General features: G+C 67.0%; 3 protein-coding genes. 1 reads left to right on the top strand and 2 read right to left on the bottom strand.

The window, feature by feature from the left end; translation table 11 throughout:
• The first annotated feature begins 316 nt into the window (after positions 1 to 316).
• On the top strand, positions 317 to 724 hold the full coding sequence (locus JX613_RS19555; protein ID WP_207103145.1) for a DUF6477 family protein: 408 nt from the start codon (positions 317 to 319) through the stop codon (positions 722 to 724).
• On the opposite strand, the gene JX613_RS19550 is transcribed toward JX613_RS19555, so the two are convergent.
• Both JX613_RS19550 and JX613_RS19545 read right to left on the bottom strand, forming a co-directional pair.
• Positions 687 to 2,222: a helicase HerA-like domain-containing protein gene (locus tag JX613_RS19550; protein ID WP_207103144.1), complete on the bottom strand. Its 1,536-nt coding sequence runs from the start codon at positions 2,220 to 2,222 to the stop codon at positions 687 to 689. The genes JX613_RS19555 and JX613_RS19550 overlap by 38 nt on opposite strands.
• Before the next feature lie 91 nt (positions 2,223 to 2,313).
• Positions 2,314 to 2,505 carry a hypothetical protein gene (locus tag JX613_RS19545; RefSeq protein WP_207103143.1) on the bottom strand — a complete coding sequence of 64 codons (192 nt, stop codon included), beginning with the start codon at positions 2,503 to 2,505 and terminating at the stop codon, positions 2,314 to 2,316.
• Between the last annotated feature and the right edge of the window lie 352 nt (positions 2,506 to 2,857).

The raw sequence follows: 2,857 nt of genomic DNA, 5'->3' as shown, positions 1-2,857 counted from the left end.
TCGAAACCCTGTTCGCCCAGAAGGCGGCTTAGTTCAGATGGTGCGATGGGGTCCAGCCAGAGGGGTTCACTCCAGACGGCGGTCAAAAGCGTCATATCTGGTCCCTTGTCATCCTTGGCAGCCGGGGAAACTGAAACTACCTGAGGTTGCGTTAAACGTGGTTAATGGAACGGCTGGTCTTCAGCAGATAGCCGCAACATTCCCTAACAAACCCTAAAGATACGTTGCCCGACCGAACGCTGCGATAAAGCGGCAGGCAACACCCGTTAAAGCTGTGTGAAGCTGGTCTCACCAACACCAATGGGACAGTTCAAAAATGAGCTACATGCCGAACGTGATCGCCTTCCGTCCCCGTCCCGCGGCCGAGCCCCTGCGCCGTCCGCGCATCCTGATCCGCGCCGCCCGCGAGGGGCAGGCGGGATGGCGGCGCGACCGCGACCTGCGGCGCTTGCTGCGTCTGGATTACACCCCCGCCCCCGGCGCCTGCCTGCCCCGACTGCGCGCCGAGGAAGCGGCCCTGAACGAAGCCCGCCTGCAACGCGCGGCGGAATACGACATGCACCGCCATGTCCTGCTGATGATCGCCATCCTGGCGGAAATGCGGGCGGCGGTGGCCGATGCCCCTGCCAGTGTCCGGGCGGGCGCAGGCATCGGGGCGGCGATGCTGGCGCAGATCGGCGCCGCGCTCAGCGGCCCCGCAGCAGCGATCCCAGCACGCCCCTGACGATGGCCTGGCCGGTCCTGGTGCCAAGCTGCCGCGCCAGGCTCTTGCCAAAGGTTTCCACGATCGAATCGCTGCGGGACGACGGGGGACGCGCCTCGTCCCGCGGCTGATACCGGCGGGCGTTGCGGTATTCGGCGCGGTTCATGTCGAACAGCGCCTCGTCCTCGGCCCGGGCCGCTTCGCTGGTCCTGCGCGCCAGCAGTTCATGCGCGGATTCGCGGTCGATGGTCCTGGTGTATTTCACCCCCATGGGCGAGGCGGCCATCACCCCGGCCCGTTCCGCGTCCGTAATTGGCCCCATGCGGCTGAAGGGCGGGCGGATCAGCGTGCGCTGCACGGTGCCGGGGACGCCCTTCTCCTCCAGCAGGGATGTCACGGCCTCGCCCGTGCCGACATGCTGGATCGCCTCGGCGGTGTCGAAATCGGGATTGGCGCGATAATTCTGGGCCGCCATGCGCAGAGCCTTCTGGTCCTTGGGGGTGAAGGCGCGCAGGGCGTGCTGGACGCGGTTGCCAAGCTGGCCCAGCACCCCTTCGGGGATGTCGGCGGGGTTCTGGCTGATGAACCACAGGCTGACGCCCTTGGACCGGATCAGGCGGGCGACCTGTTCGACCTTTTCCACCAGCGCCCTGGGCGCGCCGTCGAACAGCAGATGCGCCTCGTCGAAGAAGAAGGCGATGCGGGGGCGGTCGGGGTCGCCCACCTCGGGCAGTTGCTCGAACAGTTCGGACAAAAGCCAAAGCAGGAAGGTCGCGTAAAGGCGCGGCGACTGCATCAGCCGGTCGGCGGCCAGGATGTTGACCATCCCCCGGCCCGACGCGTCCTGCCGGACGATGTCGGCCAGATCCAGCGCGGGTTCGCCGAACAGCCGGTCCCCGCCCTGGTTTTCCAGCACCAGCAGCGCCCGCTGGATCGCGCCCACGCTGGCCGTGCCGACATTGCCGTATCGCAGCGACAGGTCGGCGGCGTTCTGCCCCACCCAGACCAGCATCGCCTGCAAGTCCTTCAGGTCCAGCAGCGCCAGGCCCTGTTCGTCGGCCACGCGGAAGGCGATGTTCATCACGCCTTCCTGCGCGTCCGTCAGATCCAGCAGGCGCGACAGCAGCAGCGGCCCCATTTCCGCCGGAGTGGTGCGGACGGGATGGCCCTTTTCGCCCCAGACATCCCAGAAGGTCACGGGAAAGGCCTGGTAATCCAGCGTCAGGCCCATCCGCGCGGCGCGATCCGCAAAGGCCGCGTGCGGTTTCGCCTCGGCGCCGCCGGGGCAGGCCATGCCCGCCAGATCGCCCTTCACGTCGGCCAGGAAGACCGGCACGCCCGCCAGCGACAGGCTTTCGGCCAGGATTTGCAGCGTGACGGTCTTGCCGGTGCCGGTGGCGCCCGCGATCAACCCGTGGCGGTTGGCGTATGGCAGCAGCAGCCGTTGCGGCGTGGCATGATCAGGCCCGCCGCCGCCCACAAGGACCGTATTCGCCTGCTGATCCACCACATTCGCCATGCCTGTCCCCCGTTGCGCCCCGCGCCGATGCAGCGCCCGGCGAAATAATACAATGTTAATGCAACCATGACAGGATGCGAATCGTTCGTCATCAAGGCTCGTCGATGACGAACCTTCCTCCCTGTTGGACTGCCGCGCCTTCGGGCGCGGCTTTTTTTATGATCGCGGCGCTTTCACGGAACTGTTGACGGAAGCCGGTTGCGCGACTAGCGTGCAGATCAATGATGACCGGCCAGTCCGGCAGGGGGAAGATAGCGCCTTTGGCGTCGGGGTCGTGGTTCATGCCACGACCCTTTTGATTCGGCCGCATCACGGATGCCACGCGATCCGTGTTGGTCCGACGGCAGGCAAAGGACCGCCGCGCGCCCTGCGGGTCAACGCTTGGTGAACGGCGCATCCCGGAAGCGGCCTGACAAACGGAAACGGACATGCTAGGCCCGCTCAACGCATTGAGCAAAGGGACGAAACAACCATGCCGATCAAACCTTCGCAGGCCCTTCTGGCGGCGCTTGCCCTTGTCGCGGCACCGGCCTTCGCGCAGGACAACGCCACCCCTGCCGCGCCTGCGGCACCGGCCCCCGCCGCCGAGGCCCCCGCGGCTGACGCGCCTGCCGCCGCCCCCGCCACAGACGGCG

The sequence above is a fragment of the Paracoccus shandongensis genome (genome assembly GCF_017315735.1).
In the GTDB taxonomy this organism is placed as follows: Bacteria; Pseudomonadota; Alphaproteobacteria; order Rhodobacterales; family Rhodobacteraceae; genus Paracoccus; species Paracoccus shandongensis.
This window is presented reverse-complemented; position numbering and strand designations above follow the sequence as displayed.